The organism is Caproicibacterium sp. BJN0003, from assembly GCF_026314295.1.
In the GTDB taxonomy this organism is placed as follows: domain Bacteria; phylum Bacillota; class Clostridia; order Oscillospirales; family Acutalibacteraceae; genus Caproicibacterium.
On sequence record NZ_CP111108.1, the window covers coordinates 794,253 to 820,690 of the forward strand.

A 26,438-nucleotide genomic window follows, 5' to 3' on the forward strand; every position below is an offset into this window, starting at 1 on the left:
CGTCTATTATACTGATGGTATTTATTTTAGGAGGAAAATCTGTGATTGGAATTATTGGAGCGATGGAGCTGGAAGTTCAAGAAATTCGCTCGGAGATGAAAAATGTTCATACGACTACGATTTTGGGAATTCATTATGATCAGGGGACGATAGAAAACGTTCCATGTGTGCTGGCGCGCTGCGGAGTCGGAAAGGTTGCGGCGGCGGCCTGTGCACAGACAATGCTGCTAAAGTACCACCCGCAGCTGGTGATCAATATAGGGGTTGCCGGTGGCATTGGAGAAGGAATTCAGATCGGCGATTTAGTAATTGCTCAAAAGTTGGTGCAGCATGATATGGATACAACGGCTGCAGGAGACCCGCCTGGATTTTTAAGTGGCCCAAATTTGATCTATCTGGAAACGGCAGAAAAAGTTCTGAAAACAGCTGTGGACGTTTCTTCTAAATTTTATCCTTCTCCGGTTTATTGCGGAATTATTGCTACCGGAGACCAATTTGTGGCAGACGGAGAACTGCGCAAAAAAATCTGCGGACAGTTTGATGCGATTGCCTGTGAGATGGAAGGCGGCGCGGTCGCACAGATTTGCTGGAATGGAAAAACAGATTTTCTGGTTTTGCGGGCAATTTCAGACAGTGCAGATCAAAAGGCTGTTATGGCATTCCCAATGTTTGCACGTATGGCTGCAAATAGGATGTTTCAACTTTTGCCAAAGCTTTTGCCGGCTTTAGAAGCTCTTTATCATTCTTAAAATGAGGGTTTAATAAAAAAAGCCGGTATCATTTTTTATGATACCGGCTTTAAAAAAATTTTTATGGTTCATAATAACGGTAGACTGCAACTACGCGGCCCAGGATTCGGACTTCCTTTGAATAAATTGGAGAAAAATCAGGATTTTCAGGCTGCAGCCGCACACGATCCTTTTCTTTGAAAAAGCGTTTTACGGTCGCTTCGTCTTCAATCAGCGCAACGACAATTTCTCCATCAGAAGCTGTTGACGTCTGCACTGCAACGACGATATCCCCGTCTAAGATTCCTGCATTGATCATGCTTTCTCCGTGGACGTTCAGTGCAAAATATTCGCCGCTTTTGTTCTTGGGAGAGTAGGAGACATAGCCTTCGTTTTCCTGTACGGCAAGAATCGGTTGTCCTGCAGCGACACGGCCAATAATTGGAACCTGAATCGCAGGCGATTCTCCCGCCATGTGAATTGCGCGGTTAAGACCGGCATCTCGGGTGATAAGCCCCAATCTTTCCAATGTCTTTAAATGTGCATGAACGCTGGAAGTAGACTTAAGTCCTGTTGCAATGCAGATTTCACGTACCGTAGGCGGAAGTCCGCTTTGTGTCCGTTTCTTTAAATAATCATAAACCTTTTGTTGACTTTTAGTCAGCATGAGGGACCCCTCCTTTGTTTCTATTGCCATTATATCATGCTTTTCGACAGAACACAAACGTTCGTTTGATATATGTGCAGAATTAATATATTGTTCATAAATAATTAACAACATTTATTGATGATGTAGGTATACTATAAAAGAAATCAAGAGAACGGAGCCGCACCGTTCTTTTGATGCATGTTCTACCCTCCTCAATTTACCCCTCAAGCTTAAGAAAAGAGGTCAAGCTTTTTGCTTGGCCTCTTTTTCTTTGCATAAAATGCCAATTTTGGATCCATACTATGTTCGGAGGTGGCAGATTTGAGCAATTTGCATCTTGTGAACAAAGACAATGGTGGAAAACCGGGGCGCAGCTTTTATGTTGCTTTGGGACTCTGCCTGGCGGCGGTCGCGGTGGCGGGATGGACCACTTATGACAGCATGGTACATTATGCCGATAATACTGCCAGTGCAGCGCAGAATGCAGCAAATACAGTCAGCGGCGTCATGGTGTCGAGTACATCGGCACTTGTTCCAGAAGTTCCTTCAGAAGCCGAAACATCGTCTGTGGCATCTGAGGAAGAGACCGTTAGCATCGTTCCTGCTGAGGCGGCAGTTACGCAGCTAAATAAACCAATACAGGGCGATATCATTACGGCGTTTAGTGAATCTCCAGTTTATTATGAATCACTGGGAGACTGGCGGGCACATACCGGAATCGATATTGCGGCAGATGAAGGTGTTTCTGTTGGTGCAGCAGCTGACGGTTCAGTTTCTGCAGTTGAAGACGATCCGCTTTACGGAACAGTTGTTACTGTTTCGCATCAGGGTGGTATGACAACCATTTATGCGGGGTTGTCCGGTGCATCCGTTAAGCAGGGGAATCAGGTAAAGGCTGGGCAGGAATTGGGCCGGCTTGGAGCTGTTCCTGCAGAAGCGGAAGAAGAGACCCATCTGCATTTTGAAGTGCAGAAAGACGGCACTTTTGTAGACCCTCAAACTTTATTTTCCTGAAGCTCTCGTCCTCGTTGAGGAGCAGCCGTGAAGCGTTATTTTCGCTTCACGGTATTTTTTATTCTTAAATAGACTAAAATATATGACAAAAATATTAATTTTTTATGAAACTTGATTTACTGATGTTGAATTATGTAAACGATGATGATATAATAAAAATGCAAACAAGAAAGGGAGATGAAAAAATTTTTACAAAATGTTAATGAAAATTCAACGCTCTGTTTCCATACGGAGCGATCGAAAAGCATATACTTAAAACTGTCAGGAACAAAATGACTTAAAAGAGTCAATGAAAGGAGACCTGATTGTGAGAAAACATGCACCTGTTCTCGTTTGCGTAACAGGCCAGCACGATTGTGACCGGTTGATTCGTGTGGGTAAGACGATTGCAGAAGAGCGACATAGTCCTCTTCATGTTGTCAGTGTTGTACCGAGTGACACGAAAAATTGCTGTGCAGAACTAGAGTATCTGAGGCAGAACGCCCAGAATGCAGGAGCAGAGATGACCATATTTTTTCATGACGAACCGGCTTATGTGACGGCGGCTTTTTTAAAGCAGATCGGCGCACAGCAACTGGTAACCGGCATGGCAGAGGCACCAATCAATGGATTTATAGAAGTGATCCATCAGCTGATGCCGCGTGTGCCGATTGCGATGGTGGATAAGGACGAAACAGTTTATCATATTTGTCCTTCTGCGCAGACGGCAATTTCTCCACAGCCCATATGGTCGCGATAAAAAATACATAATTGTAAAAAAGAAAAAGCGCCTGATGACTTTTGTTCATCAGACGCTTTTATTACTTTCCGGCTTTTTTTATGTAAGAAAAATTTCGGTGCTGTGATTTTTCTTCAGAAATCCGGCGGTATTTTTCCCGGGTTGCCTGCCCGCCACGGATATGCCGCTGGGCCTTATTAAGCTCCAAAACCTCTTTGACCTTCTGGTAGAGTTGGCGATCGATCTGCTGGAGCCGCTGGGCGACATCTTTGTGGACGGTCGATTTAGAAACGCCGAATTTTTTGGCAGCAGCGCGTACAGTGGCACCGCTTTCGCAGATATATTGTCCGAGCTCAACCGCCCGCTCTTCTACATTGCCTTTCATAAGCTTGCCCTCCCATATCCAATTGTTCATTCTTATGCGAAGAACATTATTTTTATGAGATGACAAGCAATTTTATCGAAAGAAAGTTTATCGGGAATGAGAAAGAAGAATGCTATTGAGCTCTGCACCCATTAAAATGATCATTCCGCTTAGGTAAAACCAGAGGAGTAAAATGATAACGGCTCCGATGGCTCCGTAGACCAGCGTATATTTTCCAATATGCTCTACATAAAAGGCATATCCGCCGGAAACCAGAATCCAGAAAATCAGTGCGCAGATTGTTCCGGGGAGCGCTTCTTTTGTGGAAAGCCCGCCGGGAGCAAGACGATAGAGAGAAAGCAGAATCCAAAAAACTAAAGCGGCTAAGAGAAGCATTCGAATTAGAGACCAATAAGATTCCAAAAAATGTAGAGGAGGAATAAATTCTGCTAAAAATTGAATTGCACCAGGGCTTAAGCTCAAAGCGATGATGCTGATAAAAACAGTGCCGATTAATCCCAAGGCAGAGACGAAAATTAGAGCCTGCTTTTTAATGGGGGCGTTTTCGCGCAAAGGCAAACTATGTGCACGGCGTATTCCAAGAATTAGACAATTCATAGCACGCATCGAAAACCAGACGGTCAGAGAAAATCCCAGCATAAAGGAAGGTGCGCTGGGGGATTCTGTTAGGTAAATAAAATAATTTTCGATAATTTCGATGACTTCTGCAGGAAGAAGCCCCGCAAAAATTTTAACGGAGATCGGCTGCAGATGAAATACGCCCGGTAATGAGCTAATCATTAATAAAAATGGAAAGCAGGTAAAAATTAAGTAGTAAGAAAGTGCGGCCGCGCTGCGCCCAATTCCATCACGGAAATAACGGAGAATCAGTTTACGTATTATTTTTGGAAATGGCAATTCTGTCACCTCGATTTTTATATTCATCATGGATAAAAAATCAAATTGTTTGGATTTCTTTACTTTTTATAGTCTCCTCTGTACAATAAGAAAAGAGTTTTTGATTGAAACTCTGAAAAATGAGGAGGACTTTTTTTGGATCTGAGAGATGGAGTACAGCACGCACTTTTTACGAAAAGAGATATTTCACGGCTTTTATGGCCGCTTGTAGTAGAACAGGTACTGGAGGTCACTGTCGGAATGGCGGATGTTCTGATGGTTTCTTCTGTGGGAGAAGCAGCGGTCAGCGGTGTTTCTTTGGTCGATATGATCAATGTACTGATTTTAAATATTTTTGCGGCGATGGCGACCGGTGGAGCGGTTGTGGTCAGTCAATGGCTGGGAGCTCAGGAGCGGGAAAAGGCGTGTCACACAGCCGCCCAGCTTCTAATGGCTGCCCTTTTGTTGGCAGTTTGCATCATGATTTTGGTGCTTGTTTTTCGCAGTTCCCTTTTGCATCTCTTTTTTGGTCCGGTAGAACCGGACGTGATGGATGCCTGCCTTATTTATTTTTCCATTTCAGCGTGGAGTTATCCCTTTATTGCACTTTATAATGCGGGTGCTGCCCTTTATCGTTCAATGGGGAACAGCCGTATTTCTATGTATACTTCGATTTTTATGAATATAGTCAATGTTAGCGGGAACGCAATCTGTGTTTATGGATTGCATATGGGAGTTGCCGGGGTAGCAATGCCGTCGCTCGTTTCCCGCTTTTTAGCGGCAATTTTAATGCTGCTGCTTGTTCGTTCAAGAGAAAACAGCGTCTATGTGCGTTATTGTTGGAGTGAGCTTCGACCCAAAGTACCCTATATGAAACGAATTTTACATATTGCGCTTCCAAGTGCTATGGAAAACAGTATGTTTCAGTTGGGCAGAATCCTTGTTGTCAGTATTATCACGAATTTTGGTACAACTCAGATTGCTGCCAACGGTGTTGCCAACAACCTTGATAATTTTGGCTGTATTCCAGGAATGGCCATCAACCTTGGGATTATTACGGTAGTGGGAAGATGTGTAGGCGCAGGCGATTTAAAACAGACTCGTTATTATGCGAAAAAACTAATGCGGGTATGCCTCTTGTGCACAGCGGCTTTAAATGGAATTATGATGCTGACGCTTCCGCTGATTTTAGGACTCTACAGTTTATCTTCCGAAACGATGCAGCTGACTGCAACCTTAGTCTATATTCACAGCGGCTTTTTAATCCCGCTTTATGTGCCTGCATTTTCAATTCCTAATGTACTGCGGGCGGCAAATGATGTCAAATTTCCAATGTGTATCTCAATCTTTTCCATGTGGATCTTCCGTATTATATTTAGCTATATTTTGGGCATCTACTTTGGAATGGGTGCAATCGGCGTTTGGTGTGCAATGGTGGCCGATTGGGCTTTCCGTGCAATTTGTTTTTCGGTTCGTTATTTTCGTGGCCGATGGACAAAGTATGCGGAGTACCATACTTAATAGCATGACCAAAATGCACGATTTATCCATAAATAAGATCGATTTTATCCTTGCGGGAATTGTAGAGGGAGATTAAGATAAGAATAGTTTTATAAGGATTAATATGGAAAGGAAGCGTTAGAGAGTGAAATTGCAGGAGTTGAGTGCCGCTTTGCAGAACGGTGGATTTGACCGGATTTTTCGATATCTTTATGAAGAGAGTGGAGAAGAACTTATTAAAGAGAGGCTGCGCTATCTGCGTGCGGCAGAACGCTTTTCCGGATATTATGGGAAAAGACGCGAAGTGGAACTTTTCAGTGCTCCCGGACGCACGGAGATCGGCGGGAATCATACGGATCATCAGCATGGGTGTGTGTTGGCAGCGAGCGTTAACATGGATGCGATTGCAGTTGCTTCTAAAACTGAGAATGGAAAAATTCGAATTAAGTCGGAAGGATTTTCTGAAGATGTAATTGATCTTTCAGATTTATCGATTAAAGAAGATGAAAAAAATTGCAGTGCTTCCCTGATTCGCGGAATTGCTGCGTGGTTTCAGCATAAAGGCGGAAAAATCGGTGGATTTGATGCTTATACTACTTCGAATGTTTTATCAGGAAGCGGGCTTTCCAGCAGTGCTGCCTTTGAGGTGCTGGTAGGGACGATTCTCAATGGACTTTATAATGGGCAGAAATTTTCTCCGGTCGAGATTGCCCAGGCCGGCCAGTATGCGGAGAATACTTATTTTGGCAAGCCTTCCGGGTTGCTCGATCAAGCTTCCAGCAGTGTGGGAGGCTTTGTGGCATTCGATTTTGCAGACCCTCAAAAGCCTTTGGTCGAAAAAGTAACATTCGATTTTTCAAACAGCGGATATACGCTTTGTGTGGTGGATACGCATGCTTCTCATGCAAATCTGACCCCTGATTATGCAGCAATTCCAAAAGAGATGAAGGCGGCTGCGTCTTTCTTTGGAAAGGATTTTTTGCGCGATGTTCCAGAAGAAACTTTTTACCAAAATCTTCGTGAAGTGCGCAAATCTGCGGGAGATCGTGCTGTCTTGCGCGCAATGCACTTTTTTGCAGAAAATCGCCGTGCTCAGGAAGAGACAAAGTGTTTGAAAACAAAAGACATCGATCAATTTTTTCAGCTCCTGATCGATTCAGGCAGATCGTCTTTTATGTATCTGCAGAATGTATATTCTCCGGCTCATCCGGAGCAGCAGGCGGTTAGTCTGACTCTTGGTCTCTGTGAACGGCTTCTTTCGAAGACAGGCGGCTCGTGGCGGATTCAGGGCGGGGGGTTTGCCGGAACAGTGCAGGCATTTGTTCCGAACGAAAGTCTCGAGCTTTTCCGCAAAGAGATTGATGCCTTTTTAGGAGAGGGGTCCTGCCATGTACTCAAAATTCGTCCGGTGGGCGGTGTCTCCCTGACACAAGAAAATGGAAAGGAAATTTGCGATGGCTGAATTAAGATGGAATCCGCTTTTAAAGGATTGGCATATGATTGCGAGCAACCGGCAGAATCGGCCGCAGATGCCAAAAGATTATTGTCCGTTTTGTCCGAGCTTTGGAAATGTGCCGGATTATGAGGTAATGGAGTATGATAATGATTTTCCGGCGCTGACCCAGAATCCTTCGGAGCCCGACCCGGTGGGAAATGAATTTTTTAAGGTCGCGCCAAACTACGGAAAATGCGAAGTGATTCTTTATTCTCCCGGACATACGATAACCATGCCGCAGCTTTCGGACAGCCATATGAGAAAATTGGTGGATTTATGGTGTGAACGCTTTTCAAAAATGGCAGAGGACAAAAAAATCAAATATGTGTTTCCGTTTGAAAACCGCGGAGATGTTGTAGGCGTCACGATGCCGCATCCCCATGGACAAATGTATGGATATCCTTTTATTCCAAAGCGGATACAGGTTGAAGCTGAGAGTGCAAAGGAGTATTATAGTAAGAACGGGAAGTGCCTGTTCTGTGAAATGCTGAATCAGGAGAAAAAAGCAAAGTCACGAATTATTTTCGAAAATGAATTTTATACGGTTTATCAGCCGTTTTATACGGATTATCCCTATGGAGTTTATCTGATTCCCAATCGTCATGTGGCATATCTTACCGAGTTGACTGATGCGGAAAAAGATGCTTTGGGGATCACGGTCCGTGATACTGTTGGAATGCTGGACTCTCTTTTTGATGATCGGTTTCCTTATATGATGTGTATGTATAGTGCTCCGGTCAATGCCGGGGATTATGAAAAAGATTTTCACTATCATATTAAATTCTTCCCGCCGATGCGCAGCGCGGAAAAACAGAAGTTTAATGCTTCCAGCGAAACGGGAGCATGGGCCAACTGCAATCCGACCTGCCCGGAAGAAACCAGCAAAGAGCTGCGCGCGGCTTATCAGAGATATCTGCAGAACCGTCCCGCGCAGAATCAGTAACAGTGCCGTATCATACGGTGGAAAGGAACTTTTTATGAAGACAGTTTTGGTAACAGGAGGCGCTGGATTTATCGGCAGTCATACCTGTGTAGAACTTTTAGAGAACGGATATTCCATTGTTGTCATGGACAATTTCGTAAATTCTAATATGAGCGCCGTAGAGGCAATTGGCAAAATTACCGGAAAAGACTTTCCGTTTTACGAATGCGATATGTTGGATGAAGAGGCTTTCGAAAAAATCTTTGCAGAGAATCATATCGATGCAGTGATTCATTTTGCCGGACTTAAAGCGGTTGGAGAGAGTGTTTCCAAGCCGCTGGAATATTATCATAATAACTTGACGGGAACTTTGATCCTTTTAAAATTGATGCGTAAATATCATGTCAAACAGTTCGTATTCAGTTCTTCGGCAACTGTATACGGCAGCGAAAATCCGGTTCCGTTTAAGGAAGATATGAAGATCGGTGGGACAACCAATCCTTATGGAACGACAAAAGTGATGATCGAACAAATTCTGCAGGACGTCTGCGTGGCGGATAAAGAAATGCAGGTCGCACTTTTGCGGTACTTTAACCCGATCGGAGCGCATCAGTCCGGATTGATCGGAGAAAATCCAAATGGAATTCCCAATAATCTGATGCCTTATATTGCCCGGGTGGCAGCGGGAGATCTTCCCTGCCTTTCCGTCTATGGAGATGATTATGATACACCGGACGGGACTGGCGTGCGGGATTATATCCATGTTTGTGACCTTGCGACCGGCCACATTAAGGCCTTGGAAAAGCTGGATTCCATTAAGGGCGCAGAGATTTATAACCTCGGTACCGGATGCGGCAGCTCGGTGCTGGAAGTGGTCCATGCGTTTGAAAAAGCCAGCGGAAGAAAGGTTCCATATAAAATTACGCCGCGCCGTGCCGGAGATATTGCGACCTGTTATGCGGATGTTTCCAAAGCCAAAAAAGAATTACATTGGCAGGCAAAATATAATTTGGATGATATGTGCCGTGACAGTTGGAATTTTATTCAGCACACTAAGCAAAATTGAAAAAAGCTCCGCATTTTGCGGGGCTTTCTTTTTATAAAATTTATGAAACTTTTGCCGGAACCGAAAGTTTTTGTGATATGATAGAAAAAGAAGTTTTTAGGATTATGTAAGGAGGATCATTCATGGCTTTTTGTCATTTTATTCCAACAAAAGTTCTTTACGGGAAGGGAAGCTTAGAAACACTTCATGAGCAGAAAATGCCCGGAAGAAAAGCATTGATTGTGATTTCGGCGGGAATTTCAATGAAAAAATACGGTTATCTGAAACGGGTAGAAGAGCAGCTTGATAAAGCAGGCGTCATGCACGTCTTGTTTGACCGGATTCAGCCGAACCCAATTAAAGCACATGTCATGGAAGGGGCCAAGCTTGCAAATGCGGTCGGCTGTGATTTTGTCGTTGGTCTAGGCGGCGGCAGCAGTATCGATTCGGCAAAGGCAATCGCCGTGATGGCAACAAATCCGGGAGATTATTGGCAGTATGTAGAAGGAGAGCCATTAAAAAAATCTCCGCTGCCGATTGTAGCAATTCCGACGACCGCCGGGACTGGGACAGAAGCAGATCTCTGGACGGTGATTACAAACGAAAAGACGCAGGAAAAAAGAGGCTTCGGCTGCGATGAAACTTATCCGAAAATTGCGGTGGTGGATTCTGACCTGATGATGACAGTTCCTCCTCGTTATACAGCTTTTCAGGGATTTGATGCACTTTTTCACAGCACAGAAGGATACCTTTCCAATCAGGCAGATCTTTTCAGTGATTTGTATGCCCTTAAAGCGATCGAGCTGATTGGAAAAAATCTCAGAATGGCTGTTGAAAATGGAGAAAACGAGGAAGCTCGTGGGAATATGGCACTGGGAAGTATGATCTCTGGATTTGTGGAATCTACGGCCGGCTGCATCTCGGAACATTCGATTGAGCATGCACTCAGCGCGAAGCATCCGGATCTGCCGCATGGAGCAGGACTAATTATGATTAGCGAAGCGTATTACCGCCAGTTCTGCAATAAAGGCTGCTGTGATGAACGTCTGGTTCGGATGGCAAAAGCACTCGGAAACGAAAAGGCGGAGAAACCGGAAGATTTTGTAATTGCTCTGCATGAATTGATTGAAGCGTGCCATGTAGACGATTTAAAAATGTCGGGCTATGGAATTTTGAAAGAAGACCTTCATTCTCTGAGAGTGGATGCAATGGGTTCGATGGGCGGCAATTTCAAAAAGGATCCGGCGCCTCTTTCAGGGGACGAAGTGGAAGCAATTTTAGAGGTTTCTTACCGGTAAAAAGGAGCGGATATTTTTGCAGGAAAAGGAGCAAAACGCAGATTGCTGCGCAGTAGTCGTGGCGGCAGGGACTTCTAGCCGCATGGGGTTTTCCAAACAGGAAGTGCCTGTCTTAGGAATGCCTGCACTGGAATATTGTCTATCTGCATTCGAAAAAGTGCCGCGGGTCGGGGCAATTGTAGTCGTCTGTCCGATAGGAAAACAGGAATTTTATGAAAAATGGCTTTTGCCAAAATTTCATAAGCCGCTTTTCGTTATACAAGGCGGCGATACCCGACAGAAATCGGCGCAAAAAGGGGTTCAGGCGTCACCTGATTATCCACTGATTGCAGTACATGACGGAGCCAGAATTTTAATTACGCCGGAAGAAATCGAACGTGTCATTTCCGATGCCAAAAAATATGGTGCTTCTGCGTTGGCGATGCCGGTAAAGGATACCATTAAAATGGTCGATGAAAGTGGGTTCGTTTTAAAAACCCCACAGAGAGATACTCTTTGGGCGGTACAGACGCCCCAAGTGTTCGGGCGAAAGCAATATTTAGAGCTTTTAAAAAAAGCAGACGGCGATGATACGGATGACTGCCAGCTCTTCGAAAAGGCAGGGGAAAAGGTTCATCTCTGTAGGGGCAGCTATACGAATTTTAAACTGACCACACCGGAAGACTTGAAATTTGCGGAAGTAATCCTGAAAAAACGGGAGGAAAACAGATGAGAATTGGGCATGGATATGATGTTCACCGCTTAGTTGAGGGACGAAAGCTGATTTTAGGAGGAACAGAGATCCCATATAAAAAGGGACTTTTGGGGCATTCAGATGCAGATGTATTGCTGCATGCAGTTTCGGATTCTCTTTTGGGTGCTTTGGCGTTGGGAGATATTGGATGTTTGTTTCCTGATACCGATCCCGCTTATGAGGGGGCGGATAGCTTGCTCCTGCTTCAAAAAGTTGTGCAGAAAGTTCGTGAAAAAGGCTACTCTGTTGAAAATTTGGATGCGACAATTTTATGCCAAGAACCCAAGTTGCGCCCTTATATTGCAGAAATGCGCAAAAATATCGCGAAAGCTTGTCTGATAGAGCCCCAAAGAGTCAGCGTAAAAGCAACGACGGAAGAAGGTCTAGGTTTTACCGGCTCCGGAGAGGGAATCGCCGCTCACTGTGTTTGTCTTTTAACAGAAAAAAATAATTAAATACTTTCTTTTCTTGAATCGAAAATAGTCAGATTGGCGTCCTTCTGCATACTCTGGAGTAAAACAGAGGGGTGGTTAGCTATGGAAAGACCAATGATTCTGGTTAGCTCAATTACGTATGCATTAAAAGGGCGGGATCTCCTGCTTTCTTATAGAATTTCTTCTTTTGTAGAACGAATTCCTCATTTATCGAAACAAACAGGCTGTGGATATGCTTTGTATGTGCCAAAGAAAACGGATGAAGCAGAAACGATTCTCAAAGAAGCTGGTATCAGAGTTCTCGGGCGTGAGAAAAGGGCGAGTACAGTATGATTTATCTTGATAATGCGGCAACTACATTCCCAAAACCAACAGAAGTTTGGAAGGCAATGCAGCTTGCTTTAGTACGTTATGGGGCAAATCCGGGCAGATCCGGACACAGTATGAGTCTGCGTGCTGCAGAGGAGGTTTATCGCTGTAGGGAAGCGGCTGCAAAACTTTTTGATGCTGAAGGACCAGAAAATGTGGCCTTTACAATGAACTGCACGCAATCCCTGAATTTTGCAATTAAAGGACTGGTGAAAACTGGGGGGCATGTGGTTACTTCTAATTTGGAGCATAATGCCGTAATGCGTCCTCTCGAAGCGCTGCAGAAAGAGGGAATCATTACTTATACACAGGCAAAAGTTGTTCCTGAAGATCATGATGCCACACTGGAGAATTTTAGAGAGGCATTGAGGGAGAATACTTGTTTAGTCGTCTGCACACAGGCTTCCAATGTTTGGGGCATTCGGGTTCCGGTAGAACGAATCTGTGCAATGGTCAATCAGTATCAAATTCCGATGGTAGTAGACTGTGCTCAGACGGCAGGAGTGGTTCCGATTTCCATGAAAGACGGATACGCGTGCATTTGTATGGCAGGTCATAAGGGACTCTATGGCCCTATGGGAACCGGCATTATGATTATGCGCTCCGGACTTTCTATGAAAACGTTGATAGAAGGGGGAACTGGAACAGGTTCTATGAATCTTTCACAGCCAGAGACGATTCCAGACCGTTTTGAAAGTGGAACTGTTAATCTTCCTGGAATTGCCGGACTTCATCAAGGAATTTTATTTGTTCAAAAGAGAACGCCGCCTAAAATTGCAGATTACGAGATGAAGCTTTCGCAAATGTTTTATGCTGGCTTGAGTCACATGAAAAATGTGAAACTCTATACACCAATGCCATCATTGCCTGATTATGTTCCGGTTATTTCTTTTAATATTGAAGGAATGGAAAGTGAGGTAGCCGGGGAAAATTTAAACAAAGAGGGAATTGCAGTGCGTGCTGGTCTGCACTGCGCCCCCTGTGCACATCGGACATTTGGAACTTTAGAAAGCGGAGCTATCAGAGTTTGCCCTTCTGCTTTTACAACAGAAAAAGAAATCCAGATGGCTTTGAAAGCGGTGAAAAAAATTTCTGCTAGCTAAACAGAAAAGGTGTTTTCATCTTCCAACAGATATGTTAGAATAAAAAAGAAATATATGATTTTCAAATAAATGAAGTTAAAAGGGGGCATTTCTATGGGGCAGTTTGTAACATTTTGGACTGCTTTGGGAAGATTATTCCAAAGTTTCCAGCTCAAAGATTTACTGGATGTCGCCCTTGTCTCCTTTATTATTTATAATGCAATTAAATTAATTCGAGAAACCCGCGCTGCGCAGTTGGTCAAAGGAATTATTTTAGTAGCAGGGGTCTGGTTGATTGCGCTGGCGTTTAATCTTTATGTGATGACTTCGCTTTTGCAGTATCTGTTTCAGTTTGGACTTTTAGCGGTTGTCGTGCTGTTTCAGCCGGAACTGCGCCGTGCTTTGGAACAAATCGGTCGTAGTGGAAACTTGAACGATGCTGGAAAAAAGTTTTTTGGCACTCAGCGCAACTGGAAAAGTGAGGAACGTGAGACTCGTAAGCTGAGAGGGATCATTGCGATTGTAGATTCCTGTGAAGCAATGTCCAAGTCAAAAACCGGTGCTTTGATTGTCTTCGAACGTCACACTCGTTTGGGAGAAATTATTAATACAGGGACTGTTGTGAATGCGGTTCCTTCAGCGCCGATTATCTGTAATATCTTTTTTAACAAAGCGCCGCTTCATGACGGTGCAATGATTATTCGTGACGGAATGGTTTATGCTGCTGGATGCATTTTGCCTTTGACAAAAGATGAGACGGTGGATATCAATCTTGGAACCCGACATCGTGCCGCAATCGGCATGAGCGAAAATTCTGATGCCGTTGTTGTAGTCGTTTCAGAGGAGACCGGGCAGATCTCTATTGCGCTCAACAGTTCGATTACGCGGAATTATACAAGGGAGACACTGAAAGAAAAGTTGTGCTCTCTACTTCTGGAAGAACCTGTCCCAAAGAAAAAATGGAACGGCTTCTTTTCCAAAAGGGGGCGGAAAGAATCATGAACCAGGAACCAAAACAAGATGAGATACTCCGAATTTTAACAGAAGAGCCGGAGAAAAAGAAGAAACAAAGGATTCGTCCTGGGGATTGGTTTTATAACAACCGATTTGTTATGGTCTTTTCTATCGTGATTTCTTTAGCTTTATGGCTCTTGATGGCTTATAACGATACACAGAGAAATCCGGTGATTGTCAGTGATGTTCCAATCAGCGTGACACTTCCGGAAACATTGCAGCAAAAAGAGCTCAAGGTTTACGGGCTTGCTTCCGATGCGACTGCAAAAGTTGGTGTTACCGGAACTCCTACCATCGTTTATGCTTTAAATAGCACAAATATGGAAGTGGTGCCGGAAAGCCTTTCGGAAATTAGCGGTCCGGGCAATTATAATCTGAAGCTTAAAGTGAATAAAACGGGCGCTTACAGCAATTATGATGTCAAAAGTATTTCTCCTTCCAGTATTTCTGTAACGGTCGATTATGCGGCAGAAAAAACTTTTGAAATCAAGCTGCCCTCTGTGATGGATCAGATCAATAATGACAGCTATTTTAGTCCTGGGCCGACGCTTTCCATGGAGAATGTAACGGTTTCAGGTCCAAAGAGCGAAATCGATAAAATTGACCATGTTTCGTTTAACTATACGCCGAGCCCTAGTCCTTTGGAAGAGACAAAGAAGACCTCAGCAAGTTTGATCCTTTATGATTCGGATAATAAAGAGATTCATTCCAAACTTCTTTCAATGAGTCCTTCTGTTGTCGATATCAGTGTGCAGGTGATGCCAAAAAAGACAGTCACCTTGGTACCGACCTTTAAGAATAAGCCTGCTGGAATTACTCTTTCAAAAGATTCCTATACGGTAAGTCCTGCAACAATTGAAGTGGCAGCGCCCAAGAATGTGTTGTCTAAGCTTTCTGATACACTGGAATTGGCGCCAGTCGATTTCTCTCAGATTTCTACCACACAGTATGCATTTAATCAGGGGATTACGCTGCCGACAGATTGCCAAAATCTGAGTGCTTCTTCTACGGCAAAAGTTACCCTTAATAATCTTGCAAATTATACGACCAAGAACTTGGAAGTCACGAACTTTACGCTCACGAATATTCCTACAGGAACTTCGGCAAAGATTTTGACGGAGAAGCTGGAAGTGATGGCAGTTGGACCAGAGGCAGATCTGGAATCAATGACAGACTCCAATCTGATTGCAACGGTAGACCTTTCCGGAAGAGAGGGCAGTATCGGAACGATTCCAGTTCAGGTTTCCGTTGCAGTAAGCGGTTCGAACCGCAGTTGGATTTATGGGAATTATACGGTGAATGTTGTCTTTTCGGGAACGGCTAGTACGGGTTAGCGGCAGACCCAAAATGAGAGAATAAAAGGATACCTTTCAAATCCGGCTTTTTCGGAGGCGAGAGGTATCTTTTTTATTGCAGACTTTTGAATTGCAGGTTGAAACAAAGTGCTAAAAATGATAAAATATATTATTCCGTCATTATTTGAAAAATGAAGGGGAGGAGGATAGGAATGAAGCATTGGAAGGTTGCACCATGCGATCATGCTGCTGCTGTTAAGTGTGCGCGGCAGCTCGGAATTCCAGCGATGACTGCTGCTTTGCTGCAGAACCGTGGATTTGATGATTCCCAAAAAATGCATGAAATGCTGGAAGGTCAGTCAATTTCGGATCCGCTTTTGATGCTGGATATGGGAAAAGCAGTTTCTGCAATTCAGCAAGCAATCGATACGGAGGAACGGATCGCGGTTTATGGAGATTACGATGCGGATGGTGTAACTGCAACGGCAATGCTTGTTTCCTATCTTGCGAGCTGCGGGGCAGATGTGAATTACTATATTCCGGAGCGGGAAGGTGAAGGTTATGGGATGAATCTTCACGCCATTGAAAAGCTGAAAGAATTTGGAATTCAGTTGATCGTTACGGTCGACAATGGGATCGCGTCCATTGCAGAAGCAAAGAGAGCAGCAGAACTGGGAATGAAACTGGTCATTACGGATCACCATCAGCCGCAGGGAGAGATTCCACAGGCCGAAGCGGTGGTGGATCCTCATCGGAAAGAAGATCAAAGTCCCTGCAAGATGCTTTGTGGAGCTGGGATCGCTTTTAAACTGATTTTGGCAATGGAAGGCGAATATGCGGATACAGAGAGCCTTTTAGAAGAATATGCGGAACTCGCCATGCTTGGAACGATCGGGGATGTGGTTCCGCTGGTTGGAGAAAATCGTATTTTGGTAAAAGAGGGATTACGTCTTTTACCAAGAACCAATCGCCCGGGACTGCGTGCTTTAATGGAATACGCAGGAGTAAAAGAGCAGGCATTGAGCGCTACTACCGTTGCGTTTTCGCTGGTACCGCGTCTGAATGCCACCGGTAGAATGGGGTCTCCAAAGAGAGCGGTAGAACTTTTGATTGGGGAGAATCCTATGGAGACGGATTCGCTTGCTGCCCAAATCTGTGCAGATAATGACCGGCGTCGGGAAACAGAGGAACAGATTATGGAAGAGGTAATGGAGCTCTTGCATAGGGAACCTCAACGCCTTTTAGATCGTGTGATTGTGGTGGAAGGACAAAACTGGCATCATGGTGTGATTGGAATTGTTTCATCGCGCCTGACCGAACGGTTCGAAAAGCCCAGCATTGTAATTTCTGTTACCGGAGAGGAAGCAAGAGGCTCTGGGAGAAGTGTAGAGGGCTTTTCCCTTTTTGATGCGGTTTATAGCTGCCGGGATCTTTTGACCCGCTTTGGTGGACACCCTATGGCCGCAGGACTTTCACTCGCTCCACAAAATCTCGAATTGTTCCGAACCCGTATCAATCATTATGCTTATGCTTTAAACTGTCCGATGCCGGTTCCAGAACTCATGTTGGATGGTATTTTAAAGCCGTCAAAAATCAGTTTGGAGATTCCAAGAGCTGCTTCTCTTCTGGAACCATTTGGAACCGGGAATCCGGCACCGCTTTTTGGAATCTTTGGGGTCACTTTAACAAGCATTCATCCGGTCGGAAACGGAAAGCATTTGCGCCTGCAGGTGGAAAAGGACGGAACCTTTTTGCAGTGTATGAAGTTTGGTATGACCGAAGAACAGCTTCCCTATCAAATCGGGACGAAGCTCGATCTGGCAGTCACTTTGGAATGTCACCCATTTCGTGGGCAGGATACCCTGTCCATTTATATTAGAGAGATGAAGCTGAGTGCCTGTTCTCCAGAATTGATGATTGCAGGCAGGCAGAATTATGAAAAAATGCTTCGGAAGGAAGCACTTTCACCGAAGGAAGCCACTGCAGTTTTGCCAAGTCGCAGCGACGCAGCGCAGCTTTATCGGATTTTGCGGGCCCAAAATGGATATCAGGGCTCAGAAGAGGGAATTTCTCGTTTAATTGAACTTCCAATGGAGAAGATATTGACAATTCTGTATATTTTTTCTGAGAAAAATTTGATTCATATGGAAGACTTTGGTGGACAGTATCAAATTAAGATGATTCCAAATCCGCAGAAAGTTGATTTGATGGATTGTTCTGCAATTCATTATATCGAACAGTTTCTGCCAGAAAGAGAGGTGAGTGTGTATGGCGTATCCGCTGAAAACGTATGATGATCTGACCGCATTGATGTCAGGCAGTGAACATGATTATGATATGGATCTGATCCGGCGTGCTTATGATGTTGCGCTGGCGTCTCATGGAGATCAGAAACGGCTTTCCGGTGCGCCGTATATTTCGCATCCGGTGGCGGTTGCCTGTACTCTGGTAGAGCTGGGAATGGATTCTGAAAGTGTCGCAGCAGGCCTTTTGCATGATGTAGCGGAAGATACTGCTACCGACCTTACAAAACTTCGTAAATTGTTTGGACCGGAAATTGCAGGGCTGATTGACGGCGTGACAAAACTCGGAAAAATTCCGCATTCTTCGCGTGAAGTGCAGCAGGCGGAGAATATCCGCAAAATGCTGATTGCAATGAGTGAGGATATTCGGGTTATCATTATCAAATTGGCAGACCGGCTGCATAATATGCGTACACGGGAATTTTGGAGTCCGCAGAAGCAGCGCGATAAGGCTTTGGAAAACATGGAGGTTTATGCTCCTATTGCAGATCGCCTTGGTATCCGTACGATCAAAGAGGAACTAGAAGATATTTCTCTGCGATGCCTTGATCCGGTTGCATACGAAGAAATTGAAAACAGTTTAAAACAGCGCAGCAATCTGCACAACGAGTTTATTGAACGAACGAAAAGGGGAATTAAAGAACGCCTGCAGCAGATCATTCCGAATGTTTATATCGAAGGACGTGTTAAGAGCATCACCGGAATTTATCGAAAAATGTTTATTCAAGGCAGAAACTTTGATGAGATTTATGATGTGTATGCCGTGCGTGTCATTGTTGATACCGTAAATGACTGTTACAACGTGCTTGGAGTCATTCATGATATGTTTCGTCCGCTGCCAAACCGTTTTAAAGATTATATTTCAACGCCAAAGCCAAATATGTACCAGTCTCTGCATACGACGGTACTCTCAGAAGATGGCGTCCCGTTTGAAGTGCAGATCCGTACATGGGAAATGCACCATACAGCTGAATATGGTATTGCTGCACATTGGAAATATAAGTTGGGAGTCGGCAAAGATGGTCGTGGAGGAAAAGATTCCTTTGAGAAACGGCTGGCATGGATTCGTCAGCTTTTGGAAACGCAGCAGGATGATGCCGATGCGACCGATTTAATTCGAACGATCAAAAGTGACCTTGCGCCGGAAGAAGTTTTTGTCTTTACGCCGCAAAGCAAAGTGATTAATCTGCCGGTTGGCAGTACCGTGATTGATTTTGCCTATGCGATTCACAGTGAGGTCGGTAACCGAATGGTGGGGGCCAAAGTAGATAAGCGGATCGTCCCGATTGATACGAAGGTAAAAACGGGTCAAATTGTTGAGATCCTCACCAGTAAAGAGGCCAGAGGTCCCAGCCGTGACTGGCTAAAAATTGTAAAGACAAGTGAAGCGCGCAATAAGATTCGCACATGGTTCAAAAAAGAGAAGCGCGAAGAAAATATTATTGAAGGGCGAGAAGAACTCGAGCGCGAACTAAAGCGCGGTGGAATTAGTTATACAGAGGAAGAACGGAAAGCAGTTCTGATGAAATTGGGCGCAAAGCAGTCGTGCGATACAGAGGACGACGTTTATGCTGCCATTGGTTATGGTGGCATTCAGCTTTGGAAAATAATGCCGAGGCTCAAAGAAGAATATCAGAAGAACCATCATGCTCTGGAGAATGAAATAAAGCCGGCTGCTGCGAAACCATCTTCGGGAAAAGCAGTAGAAGGCGTCATCGTAGATGGAATGGATAATTGCCTGATTAAGTTTTCTCGCTGCTGCAATCCGCTTCCGGGAGATGAGATTATCGGTTTTGTCACCCGGGGATATGGTGTTTCCATTCATAAGCGTTCCTGCAGCAATGTACCGCGTCGGATTTCTGATGCACCGGAACCGGAACGCTGGATTAGCGTTCATTGGGCAGGAGAAGTTAAGGAGCAGTTTAAGACAACACTGGAGATTGTGGCGCAGGATCGTTCCGGACTTCTTGCGGATATTACGCAGCAATTTTTCAACATGCGCCTTTTTATTCATTCGTTAAATTCTCGCCAGACAAAAGATGGGAATGCAGTGATCTCAGCTTCTATTACGGTAAATGGAAGAGATCATCTGGAGAGCATTATCAGTCGTCTGGAAATGGTTAACGGGATCATTTCAATTCGGCGTTCCTGAGAAAACAAAATTTTCAAAAAGCATAGGAGGTTCTGATATGACCATAGAAGAAATTGCCGGGGGTCCGCTGCCGACGAACTGTTATTTGCTGACAGATGACGAAACAAAAAAAACGGCGGTGATTGATCCCGGCTTTTGGGATCAGAAACTTGCAGATGCAATTCGGGGAAAAAATGTGGAATTGATCTTATTGACCCATGCACATTTTGATCATATTATGGGAGTTGCTCAAGCAGTAAAAGAAACACAGGCAAAAGTTTATCTGCAAAAAGAAGATCAGCAGATGGCAACTGACAGCAGTCTCAATCTGACGAGCGAAGTAGGATTTCCGCCGATTGAAACGTTTCCAATTGAACGGCTTTTAGGAGAAGATGAAACATTTTCTCTTGGTAATTTGGATATTCGAGAGATTCATACACCTGGTCATACAAAGGGAAGCTGCTGCTTTTTAACCGGAAATGCTATTTTTTCCGGAGATACTTTGATGAAAGGAACAGTTGGCCGTACAGATTTTCCAAGCGGCAGTTATCAAGATATGATTCATTCCATTGGAAAATTAAAAGCGCTTTCCGGTGATTATAAAATTTATCCTGGACATGAAGAAAAGACAACTCTTTCGTGGGAGAGAAAGTATAATCCCTATATGGATACGGAAGCAGGTTCTCTATGAATCTGATTCTTGACGGACATGACTTTCATTATGAGATGGAAGCGCTTTGCCGACTGTTTTATCCCCTTCAGCCAATTTATGTAATCGAAAAGGGGAATGGCTTGGAAGAACAGTCAAAAGAGGACCCGATTACTGCTTATACCGGAATTCATGCTGAAAACGGAAAAATTAGATTAACGGCTAGTCTTCAGATTGGATCAAAAAAAGAAACAGCAGAAGATTTTTATCATGCGGAAGATCCGGTGCTTTTTGGAGATGAAAAGGAGCGGCAGTTGGCGGTCCTCCTTTTTGGACTTTTAAAGGAAGCCTGTGGATTTACGCCGCGTTGGGGGCTCTTAACGGGTGTTCGACCGGTCAAGTTATTTCGTCGCTTAACAGAAGCCTATGGAGAAAAGGAAGCTTCAAGATATTTTTGCGAGGCCTATTTGGTCAGTCCTGAAAAAATTTCGCTTGCGTCAAAGACGATGCATCGAGAAGAAAAAATTCTGGCTCAGAATTCACCGCAGGATTTTAGCTTGTATCTTTCGGTGCCGTTTTGTCCAACCCGGTGTGCCTATTGTTCGTTTGTTTCTTCCAGTGTAGAAAAAACAATGAAATTAATTCCGCAGTATGTAGAGTTGCTCTGCAAAGAAATAGAGGCTGCGGCGAAGCAGGCGAAAAAGTTAAATTTACATCTTGTTTCTGTTTATATGGGTGGTGGAACTCCGACTACTCTGACGGCACAGCAACTAGATCAGGTACTTAGTTGTGTAAAGCGTTTTTTTGATCTTTCGTTTTGTCGGGAATATACGGTGGAAGCAGGAAGACCAGATACGATTACATCAGAAAAACTTGCAGTGCTGAAAAAATGCGGTGCAGACCGAATCAGCATTAATCCACAGACGCTTAACGACCGGATTCTCGAGGTGATCGGAAGACGTCATACGGCAGAACAGACAAGGGAAGCCTTCCTGATGGCAAGAGAAGCGGGATTTGACAATATCAATATGGATTTGATTGTAGGGCTTCCGGGAGAACCTGTCGAAAGCTTTTATAATACGCTGAATACGCTTTTAGAATGGGCACCGGAGAGTATAACGGTGCACGATCTCGCACTAAAGCGTTCCTCTCGTCTTTATCAAGAAGGAAAAATTCAGGAAGACGCAGCAGCAGCATCCGTCATGTTGGATTATGCGGATCGGATTCTGCCGGAAAACGGATATACCCCATATTATCTTTATCGCCAAAGCAGGATGGTTGGCAATTTGGAAAATGTCGGCTTTGCAAAACCGGGATTTGAAAGTCCTTATAATGTGTTTATTATGGATGAAAGCCAGCATATTTTAGGTTGTGGAGCGGGGGCAGTCACAAAACTCTGTGTACCGCAGAAATCCGGTCAGCGTATCCGCAGAATTTTTAATTTTAAATATCCTTTTGAATATATTTCTCGTCATGAAGAAATTCTTGAGAGAAAAGAGCAGGTGAGCGAACTGTCATGAAAGAGCAGAAAAATTATGTAAAGCATCTAAACCAGGTAGAGGCAATCAATGACTGTGCAATTCGAAATCCCCAACACCTGATCGATTTAAGTGAAAAATCGTTTCATAAAGAACTTTCGAATATTGCCGCCGATCTTTTAAAAAGAAAGACAAAAATAGTGCTTTTGGCAGGTCCCAGCAGCAGTGGGAAGACGACAACAGCTCACATGCTCGGACAGTGTCTCATTGAATTAGGAAATGATGCTCAGGTTATTTCATTGGATGATTTTTATAAAATGCCACAGGAGGCACCGAAAAACGCAGATGGAACGCCGGATTTTGAATCGATTTATGCGTTGCGGATTGAAGATGTTCAGCGTTCATTAAAAGATCTGATGGAACATAGTGCATGTGATAAACCGCAGTTCGATTTTCATCATCACTGTCCTTTTAAAGAATTACAACATATTGCATTGAAACCGGGCGGCATCGCAATTGTAGAAGGCATTCATGCATTAAATCCAATTTTTTCGGGCGGTATTCCAAAAGAGGGACTTATTAAAATCTATATTAGTGTTAAGCAGGGCATTGAGTATAAAAATGAGCAGCTTTTAGGGCCAAATGAAGTACGGATGATTCGCAGAATCGTGCGTGATTATGCATTTCGCAGCACAAATCCAGCTCAAACGATTGCCATGTGGCCTTCTGTGATGAATGGAGAATATCGGTACATTAAGCCATTCCGTTCACAAGCGGATTATACGATTAATTCTCTTCATGCTTATGAGCCCTGTGTCTTTCGAACGCGTGCAATGGGACTTCTGAGAGATGTGGAAGAATCGGAAGGAAAAGAATATGAGATTGCACAGCAGCTGTTTTTTGTATTGAAACTGTTTCGAGCCATTTCACCGGAATTGGTTCCCAAAAATTCTCTTTTAAGAGAATTTCTTGGCGGTGGGTTTTATGATTAACGAATTGTTTACGATTAGGTCATTGCTTTTATCGATTTAATTTGTTATAATCAACCCATTATATGGGAAATATACAGAAAATTTTTATCAAAATAGAAACAAAGGAGCGTGTTTTTATGGGACTTTTTGAGGACGTTGTAATCAATGCAAAATCTGCCGCTGATGTCGTTGGGAAAAAAGCAGAAAAATTTATTGATGTATCAAAGCTTCGGATTAATGCAGCTGATGTGAATAATGAGATTAGTAAGCAGTTTGAAGCACTTGGACGCGTTGTATACGATGCAAAAAAGACAGATAATCTCTCGGATGAATTGTTGGACGAAAGTGTCAAAACAATCGATGAACTGTATGAGCAGCTCGATGCAATTAACAATCAGCTTTCTGCAAGCAGCAACAAAATCATCTGCAAGAAGTGTGGCGCTGAAAATGTTTCAGATGCCACTTACTGCAGCAAATGCGGGAATAAACTTCATGAAGACGAAGAGCAGCAGGAAGGCCCGAAAGAAGAGTAATTTTCAAAAGCAAAGCGCCCTCAGCAATGATTAGCTGGGGGTGTTTCTTTATGAGGATCATAGGCTAAAAAGGAAGGGGCTTTAATAAAAATGAGTTATAAAGTGTGGGCATCCTATTTTAGTGCGACCGGCACAACAGAGAGAGTTGTAGAACGGATCGCGCAGAGAACAGCAGAAGTTTTGAAGGCAGGAAAAGCGGAAACCTTTGATTTTACTTTGCCGGGAGCAAGAGAAAATGTCAAGGAATTTTCCAAAGGAGATCTAGTGATTTTTGGAGTTCCTGTTTATGCCGGAAGAGTGCCGAATGTTCTGGTCAAATATTTACATACGATTAAGGGAAACGGAGCATTAGCAGTTCCGGTTGTCTGTTATGGAAATCGAAATTTTGATGATGCTCTGATTGAACTGCGTGATATTTTGGAAGAAGACGGCTTTTTAACAATTGCAGGTGCTGCTTTTATTGGAGAACATTCTTTTTCGACGATTTTGGCAGCAGGACGTCCGGATGCGGATGACCTCCAGAAAGCGGATCGTTTTGCAGAAGAAGTTTGCGCGATACTTCCTCATTTGCCGCAGGAGCACCAGCCGGTCAAAGTAGAAGGCGAGGAGCCGTATCGCCCCTATTATGTGCCGCGGGACCGCAAGGGAGAAAAGGTTAATATCCTAAAAGTAAAGCCGAAGACGAACGATGATTGCATTAACTGCGGACTTTGTGCCAGAGTTTGTCCGATGGGTTCGATCAGCGCAGAGAATGTCCGAGAATTTATCGGGATCTGCATTAAATGCGGGGCCTGCGTGAAAAAATGTCCTCAGCACGCCAAATATTACGATGATCATAACTATCTCTATCATCAGCGTGAGTTGGAACTAGGATTTGAACGTCGGGCAGAGCCGGTTACTTTTTTGTCGGAATCGATGGGATAAAAGAAGGAAAAACGGATTGGAATGAAAAATTCTGATCCGTTTTTTTCATTTTGGGGAAATCATCATAATCTGTCCGTTTTTTCCGTATTTATCAAACAAGCAGATACGGGAAAAGAGGATGCATTATGAAAACACGTCGGCAGGGGTTTTTAAAAGGAGCAGCGATCCTGATGGGCGCTGTAGCAATTGTAAAACTTCTCGGGGCTTTTTTTAAGATTCCGCTGAGCTGGATCTTAACTCCGGTTGGAATGTCTTATTTTGGCAGCGCATATTCTTTGTATTTTCCAATTTACAGTTTATCGGCGGCCGGATTTCCAGTGGCTATTTCTCACCTTGTCAGTGAATGCTGTGCAAAAGGAAGATTTCGCGATGTTCGTATCATTCATCAGATTTCGGTCAAGCTATTCCTATGTGTTGGGCTCTTTGGTTTTACACTGATGCTCCTTTTGGCGCCGCCGTATGCGCAGCTGTCATCTGCCGGACAGGCGAGAAGTTTGCTGCCGGCAATTTGGGCATTGGCACCGAGCATCTTTTTTTGCAGTATGATCTCAGTTTACAGAGGATTTTATGAGGGACTAAGAGATATGGTCCCTACAGCAGTTTCTCAAATTTTAGAGGCACTTTGCCGATTGATTTTTGGGCTTGCTTTTTCGATTAAGACTGTGCAGATTGCTGCCGAGGAGTATGCAGCAAGCAAGACTGTTTGGGGCGTTTCACAACCTACAGAGGAATATGCACGTTTAGCGGCACTCCCAATGGCAGCTGCCGGAGCAATTTTCGGCGTCACGATCGGCAGCGTGGTCAGCTTCTTTTATCTCTGGTGCCATTATCGAAAGACTGGGGATGGAATCACACAGCAGCAGATCACAGCTTCTCCAAAGGCATCGGAACCAAAGCTGCTTCTCAAAAATTTATGGCATATGGCACTGCCTGTAGCGTTGGGATCACTGGCGGTCAATCTTTCTACTCTGGCAGATGCAGCGTGGCTCAATGCAGGGCTGCGGATTTTAATGGGGAAAAACGCCGCTTCTTTATTAACTCAGTATGCAGGAGAACTGCCTACGGAAGTAATTCGCTTGGGAGAGGTTCCCTCTTACCTTTATGGGTGTTTTACAAATGCGACCACTTTGTTTTTGCTGATTCCAACGCTTACTCAGGCTCTTGGAATCAGTGCACTTCCCAATGTTACTGCCGCATGGGCAGCAGGTTCTAAAAAACAAATTGCAGATTCTTTAAAAATGGTTTTTAGTGTCGCTGCACTTTTGGCAATTCCGGCGGGACTTGGAATCTCTTTTCTGGCAAAACCGATCTGTACTTTTCTTTATGGACCACAAAACGCTCCTGGAATCACAGGCAAAATTTTGTTTTATCTCGGCTTTGCTGCAATCTTTTCTGCCCTTGGCACCTCGGTTAACAGTTTGCTGCAGGCGGTAGGAAGAGCGGATATTCCTGTTAAAATTCTTGGAGTCGGATTACTTGTCAAGGTAATCATGAACTGGATCTTGGTGCCTATGCCGCAGTGGAATGTGCTGGGAGCAGCGTTCAGCACACTTTTGAGTTATTTTGTTATTTTGGTACTTGGGCTTCATTTCCTGCACAAAGTTACAGGGGTTCAGATGCGAATGTTTTCATTGCTTTGGAAACCAATATTAGGCGGAATATGCTGTGTAGCGGTTGCCCTAACGACTGAAAAGATACTCAGTGGATATTTTCACATAGCTGTTGCTGTTTTAGCCGCTATTTTGGCTGCAGTGGTTATATATTTGCTGATTTGTGCAATCCTACATGCGATTCCACGTGAGGTCGCAAAGAAACGCAGATTTCGGGAAAAAAAGAAGGATTGTACTTGAAAAAACTGTAAAGATACGGTAAAATAAAAATACCCAGTTTTT

25 protein-coding genes are annotated in these 26,438 nt (G+C 44.0%); 22 read left to right on the top strand and 3 right to left on the bottom strand.

Features of this window, described 5'->3' with window-relative positions; translation table 11 throughout:
- Positions 1-41: 41 nt before the first annotated feature.
- Positions 42-749: a 5'-methylthioadenosine/adenosylhomocysteine nucleosidase gene (locus OP489_RS03915; protein WP_266163045.1), complete on the top strand. Its 708-nt coding sequence runs from the start codon at positions 42-44 to the stop codon at positions 747-749.
- A 61-nt stretch (positions 750-810) separates the two neighbouring features.
- Here OP489_RS03915 and lexA read toward each other — a convergent pair whose 3' ends face one another.
- Positions 811-1,395, bottom strand: a complete 585-nt coding sequence (lexA, locus tag OP489_RS03920; protein WP_266163046.1) for a transcriptional repressor LexA — start codon at positions 1,393-1,395, stop codon at positions 811-813.
- Positions 1,396-1,698: 303 nt separating this feature from the next.
- Between lexA and OP489_RS03925 the strand changes: the two genes are divergently transcribed.
- A complete protein-coding gene (locus OP489_RS03925; protein ID WP_266163047.1) occupies positions 1,699-2,391 on the top strand; it encodes a M23 family metallopeptidase in 693 nt (230 codons plus the stop codon).
- A 307-nt stretch (positions 2,392-2,698) separates the two neighbouring features.
- Positions 2,699-3,130 (top strand): hypothetical protein, encoded by a 432-nt coding sequence (locus tag OP489_RS03930; RefSeq protein ID WP_266163048.1) that lies wholly within the window; start codon positions 2,699-2,701, stop codon positions 3,128-3,130.
- Positions 3,131-3,191: 61 nt separating this feature from the next.
- Here the strand turns inward: OP489_RS03930 and spoIIID are convergent, their stop codons facing one another.
- Complete coding sequence (spoIIID, locus tag OP489_RS03935; RefSeq protein ID WP_266163049.1) at positions 3,192-3,494, bottom strand: sporulation transcriptional regulator SpoIIID; 303 nt, start codon at positions 3,492-3,494, stop codon at positions 3,192-3,194.
- 87 nt (positions 3,495-3,581) lie between these two features.
- Complete coding sequence (locus tag OP489_RS03940) at positions 3,582-4,391, bottom strand: YihY/virulence factor BrkB family protein (protein ID WP_266163050.1); 810 nt, start codon at positions 4,389-4,391, stop codon at positions 3,582-3,584.
- Between the two features lie 135 nt (positions 4,392-4,526).
- On the opposite strand from OP489_RS03940, the gene OP489_RS03945 reads away from it, so the two are divergent.
- The 19 genes from OP489_RS03945 to OP489_RS04035 all read left to right on the top strand — a co-directional run bounded on the left by OP489_RS03945 (position 4,527) and on the right by OP489_RS04035 (position 26,396).
- Positions 4,527-5,891, top strand: a complete 1,365-nt coding sequence (locus OP489_RS03945) for an MATE family efflux transporter (RefSeq protein ID WP_323135419.1) — start codon at positions 4,527-4,529, stop codon at positions 5,889-5,891.
- 124 nt (positions 5,892-6,015) lie between these two features.
- Entirely contained in the window at positions 6,016-7,332 is a 1,317-nt protein-coding gene (locus OP489_RS03950) for a galactokinase (RefSeq protein ID WP_266163051.1), read from the top strand.
- Positions 7,325-8,308, top strand: a complete 984-nt coding sequence (gene galT / locus OP489_RS03955; protein ID WP_266163052.1) for a galactose-1-phosphate uridylyltransferase — start codon at positions 7,325-7,327, stop codon at positions 8,306-8,308. The genes OP489_RS03950 and galT overlap by 8 nt, the downstream gene beginning before the upstream one ends.
- Before the next feature lie 34 nt (positions 8,309-8,342).
- Positions 8,343-9,353 carry a UDP-glucose 4-epimerase GalE gene (gene galE / locus OP489_RS03960; protein ID WP_266163053.1) on the top strand — a complete coding sequence of 337 codons (1,011 nt, stop codon included), beginning with the start codon at positions 8,343-8,345 and terminating at the stop codon, positions 9,351-9,353.
- A 122-nt stretch (positions 9,354-9,475) separates the two neighbouring features.
- Positions 9,476-10,630: an iron-containing alcohol dehydrogenase gene (locus OP489_RS03965; protein ID WP_266163054.1), complete on the top strand. Its 1,155-nt coding sequence runs from the start codon at positions 9,476-9,478 to the stop codon at positions 10,628-10,630.
- A gap of 16 nt (positions 10,631-10,646) precedes the next feature.
- Complete coding sequence (gene ispD, locus OP489_RS03970; protein WP_266163055.1) at positions 10,647-11,342, top strand: 2-C-methyl-D-erythritol 4-phosphate cytidylyltransferase; 696 nt, start codon at positions 10,647-10,649, stop codon at positions 11,340-11,342.
- Positions 11,339-11,818: a 2-C-methyl-D-erythritol 2,4-cyclodiphosphate synthase gene (ispF, locus tag OP489_RS03975; protein WP_266163056.1), complete on the top strand. Its 480-nt coding sequence runs from the start codon at positions 11,339-11,341 to the stop codon at positions 11,816-11,818. The genes ispD and ispF overlap by 4 nt, the downstream gene beginning before the upstream one ends.
- A gap of 81 nt (positions 11,819-11,899) precedes the next feature.
- Entirely contained in the window at positions 11,900-12,130 is a 231-nt protein-coding gene (locus tag OP489_RS03980; protein WP_266163057.1) for a putative Se/S carrier-like protein, read from the top strand.
- Positions 12,127-13,269: an aminotransferase class V-fold PLP-dependent enzyme gene (locus OP489_RS03985; RefSeq protein ID WP_266163058.1), complete on the top strand. Its 1,143-nt coding sequence runs from the start codon at positions 12,127-12,129 to the stop codon at positions 13,267-13,269. The genes OP489_RS03980 and OP489_RS03985 overlap by 4 nt, the downstream gene beginning before the upstream one ends.
- A 93-nt stretch (positions 13,270-13,362) precedes the next feature.
- Complete coding sequence (gene cdaA, locus OP489_RS03990) at positions 13,363-14,250, top strand: diadenylate cyclase CdaA (protein WP_266163059.1); 888 nt, start codon at positions 13,363-13,365, stop codon at positions 14,248-14,250.
- A complete protein-coding gene (locus tag OP489_RS03995) occupies positions 14,247-15,596 on the top strand; it encodes a YbbR-like domain-containing protein (protein ID WP_266163060.1) in 1,350 nt (449 codons plus the stop codon). Before cdaA ends, OP489_RS03995 begins: the two co-directional genes overlap by 4 nt.
- Positions 15,597-15,769: 173 nt before the next feature.
- Positions 15,770-17,851 (top strand): single-stranded-DNA-specific exonuclease RecJ, encoded by a 2,082-nt coding sequence (recJ, locus tag OP489_RS04000; protein WP_266163061.1) that lies wholly within the window; start codon positions 15,770-15,772, stop codon positions 17,849-17,851.
- Positions 17,826-20,012 carry a RelA/SpoT family protein gene (locus tag OP489_RS04005; protein WP_266163062.1) on the top strand — a complete coding sequence of 729 codons (2,187 nt, stop codon included), beginning with the start codon at positions 17,826-17,828 and terminating at the stop codon, positions 20,010-20,012. The genes recJ and OP489_RS04005 overlap by 26 nt, the downstream gene beginning before the upstream one ends.
- Before the next feature lie 37 nt (positions 20,013-20,049).
- Positions 20,050-20,682 carry an MBL fold metallo-hydrolase gene (locus OP489_RS04010; RefSeq protein WP_266163063.1) on the top strand — a complete coding sequence of 211 codons (633 nt, stop codon included), beginning with the start codon at positions 20,050-20,052 and terminating at the stop codon, positions 20,680-20,682.
- On the top strand, positions 20,679-22,160 hold the full coding sequence (gene hemZ / locus OP489_RS04015) for a coproporphyrinogen dehydrogenase HemZ (RefSeq protein ID WP_266163064.1): 1,482 nt from the start codon (positions 20,679-20,681) through the stop codon (positions 22,158-22,160). Before OP489_RS04010 ends, hemZ begins: the two co-directional genes overlap by 4 nt.
- Complete coding sequence (locus OP489_RS04020; protein WP_266163065.1) at positions 22,157-23,110, top strand: uridine kinase family protein; 954 nt, start codon at positions 22,157-22,159, stop codon at positions 23,108-23,110. Before hemZ ends, OP489_RS04020 begins: the two co-directional genes overlap by 4 nt.
- 116 nt (positions 23,111-23,226) lie before the next feature.
- The gene (locus tag OP489_RS04025) at positions 23,227-23,622 is read left to right on the top strand and encodes a zinc-ribbon domain-containing protein (RefSeq protein ID WP_266163066.1); all 396 of its coding nucleotides are present in this window, start codon (positions 23,227-23,229) and stop codon (positions 23,620-23,622) included.
- Between the two features lie 90 nt (positions 23,623-23,712).
- On the top strand, positions 23,713-24,546 hold the full coding sequence (locus OP489_RS04030) for an EFR1 family ferrodoxin (RefSeq protein ID WP_266163067.1): 834 nt from the start codon (positions 23,713-23,715) through the stop codon (positions 24,544-24,546).
- Between the two features lie 125 nt (positions 24,547-24,671).
- Positions 24,672-26,396 (top strand): putative polysaccharide biosynthesis protein, encoded by a 1,725-nt coding sequence (locus OP489_RS04035; RefSeq protein WP_266163068.1) that lies wholly within the window; start codon positions 24,672-24,674, stop codon positions 26,394-26,396.
- Positions 26,397-26,438: the final 42 nt, after the last annotated feature.

Excerpts from the sequence above, each read along its gene's own strand:
- lexA (WP_266163046.1), bottom strand. The coding sequence starts at position 1,395 with ATGCTGACTAAAAGTCAACAAAAGGTTTATGATTATTTAAAGAAACGG.
- spoIIID (WP_266163049.1), bottom strand. The coding sequence starts at position 3,494 with ATGAAAGGCAATGTAGAAGAGCGGGCGGTTGAGCTCGGACAATATATC.
- galT (WP_266163052.1), top strand. The coding sequence starts at position 7,325 with ATGGCTGAATTAAGATGGAATCCGCTTTTAAAGGATTGGCATATGATT.
- galE (WP_266163053.1), top strand. The coding sequence starts at position 8,343 with ATGAAGACAGTTTTGGTAACAGGAGGCGCTGGATTTATCGGCAGTCAT.
- OP489_RS03965 (WP_266163054.1), top strand. The coding sequence starts at position 9,476 with ATGGCTTTTTGTCATTTTATTCCAACAAAAGTTCTTTACGGGAAGGGA.
- ispF (WP_266163056.1), top strand. The coding sequence starts at position 11,339 with ATGAGAATTGGGCATGGATATGATGTTCACCGCTTAGTTGAGGGACGA.
- OP489_RS03980 (WP_266163057.1), top strand. The coding sequence starts at position 11,900 with ATGGAAAGACCAATGATTCTGGTTAGCTCAATTACGTATGCATTAAAA.
- OP489_RS03985 (WP_266163058.1), top strand. The coding sequence starts at position 12,127 with ATGATTTATCTTGATAATGCGGCAACTACATTCCCAAAACCAACAGAA.
- cdaA (WP_266163059.1), top strand. The coding sequence starts at position 13,363 with ATGGGGCAGTTTGTAACATTTTGGACTGCTTTGGGAAGATTATTCCAA.
- OP489_RS03995 (WP_266163060.1), top strand. The coding sequence starts at position 14,247 with ATGAACCAGGAACCAAAACAAGATGAGATACTCCGAATTTTAACAGAA.
- recJ (WP_266163061.1), top strand. The coding sequence starts at position 15,770 with ATGAAGCATTGGAAGGTTGCACCATGCGATCATGCTGCTGCTGTTAAG.
- OP489_RS04005 (WP_266163062.1), top strand. The coding sequence starts at position 17,826 with ATGGCGTATCCGCTGAAAACGTATGATGATCTGACCGCATTGATGTCA.
- OP489_RS04010 (WP_266163063.1), top strand. The coding sequence starts at position 20,050 with ATGACCATAGAAGAAATTGCCGGGGGTCCGCTGCCGACGAACTGTTAT.
- hemZ (WP_266163064.1), top strand. The coding sequence starts at position 20,679 with ATGAATCTGATTCTTGACGGACATGACTTTCATTATGAGATGGAAGCG.
- OP489_RS04020 (WP_266163065.1), top strand. The coding sequence starts at position 22,157 with ATGAAAGAGCAGAAAAATTATGTAAAGCATCTAAACCAGGTAGAGGCA.
- OP489_RS04025 (WP_266163066.1), top strand. The coding sequence starts at position 23,227 with ATGGGACTTTTTGAGGACGTTGTAATCAATGCAAAATCTGCCGCTGAT.
- OP489_RS04030 (WP_266163067.1), top strand. The coding sequence starts at position 23,713 with ATGAGTTATAAAGTGTGGGCATCCTATTTTAGTGCGACCGGCACAACA.
- OP489_RS04035 (WP_266163068.1), top strand. The coding sequence starts at position 24,672 with ATGAAAACACGTCGGCAGGGGTTTTTAAAAGGAGCAGCGATCCTGATG.